A 1,264-nucleotide genomic window follows, 5' to 3' on the forward strand; every position below is an offset into this window, starting at 1 on the left:
AAAAGCAATCATCAAAATCGACAAATGGTTCCCAAGCTCTAAACTCTGCAGTGGTTGTGGTGAAAAGAAAGCAGAACTTCTCCTGTCAGAGCGGGTATACCACTGTGAAACGTGCGGGATGACCCTAGACCGGGATCATAATGCAAGTATCAATATCAAAAATGAAGGGATGCGTATGACATTGGCATAACTTCTACATAAAACCGTGGGGCACACGGGGTTAGCTCGCTTATGCTGTAGCCGGTAGGCTACTCGAACGAGAAGCCCCCACTTCTATAAGTGGTGGGAGTATGTCACCGATATCTTATCCTCTAGTTAGAAACTGGTGAATTTTCAGTGGAATTCCTATAGAATTGAGAAAAAGTTTGTAGTATATTCGTTTTCATTCAAGAAGTTACAAGTGCAATGCGATATGATTTACAAAATGCATAAAATTATGCCGATACAATTAATGTAATTTTAAAAACCATATTGCAATTATACCTTCAAAATTTTATGATGGAATTAGATAAAGAACTAATATACATGTAGAGAAAGAAGGGATGATATGAAAAATCAGACGCAGAATTTGGTTCTTACAGGGTTGTTGATGGCCCTAGTTACGGTAGGTACAATGATCATCTCAATTCCTGTACCGGCAACCCATGGATACGTTCATGGAGGGGATATGATGATTTTTCTTGCTGCGGTACTATTCGGAAAGAAAAAAGGTGCTTTAGCCGGCGGTGTAGGCTCGGCAATTGCGGACTTACTACTAGGATACAGTCAGTGGATTATTCCCACATTAATTGTAAAAGGCATCATGGGGTATGTGATTGGCAGCTTATCGAATGGAGGAACAAAACCGATTTTAACAACTCGAAACATTATGGCCATGACTGTAGGAGTTTTATGGATGACTTTTGGTTATTATATCGCGGGAGGCATCATGCTTGGAAGCTTCACTGCAGCTTTAGCTGGAGTTCCCGGAGATCTATTACAAAGTGGAGTAGGTATGGTACTGTTTGTTCCTATCTGTATAGCTCTTAAAAGAACTGTTTTTAAACGTGGAGTTTATTTGAATTAAGAAAAAAACAAAGGGAACGGGGGTGTTTGAGTCATGATGACTCAAACACCCCCGTTTTCTTTGTGCTAAATTTTTTGGTCAATTGTAGAACTAAATGAGACTTTGTAAAGTTAAATAAGACCTGTCTAATAATCTTAAAAAATACAGGGTTTCATATCATTTATTTCTTTAAAAACGAGTATTCTAATGCTCGTTTTT

Annotated in this window: 2 protein-coding genes; both read left to right on the forward strand. The window is 38.4% G+C overall.

Translation table 11 applies throughout. From position 1 onward, the window contains the following. Positions 1-190 (forward strand): zinc ribbon domain-containing protein (locus ISALK_RS14820; RefSeq protein WP_160723650.1); only part of this gene is annotated, 190 nt, incomplete at its 5' end. A 357-nt stretch (positions 191-547) separates the two neighbouring features. Further along, positions 548-1,066: an ECF transporter S component gene (locus tag ISALK_RS14825; protein ID WP_160723652.1), complete on the forward strand. Its 519-nt coding sequence runs from the start codon at positions 548-550 to the stop codon at positions 1,064-1,066. The last annotated feature ends 198 nt before the right edge of the window (positions 1,067-1,264 follow it).

This window comes from Isachenkonia alkalipeptolytica (assembly GCF_009910325.1).
GTDB classification, from domain to species: Bacteria; Bacillota; Clostridia; order Peptostreptococcales; family T1SED10-28; genus Isachenkonia; species Isachenkonia alkalipeptolytica.

Coding starts and splice junctions, on each gene's coding strand:
- ISALK_RS14825 (WP_160723652.1), top strand. CDS start 548: ATGAAAAATCAGACGCAGAATTTGGTTCTTACAGGGTTGTTGATGGCC.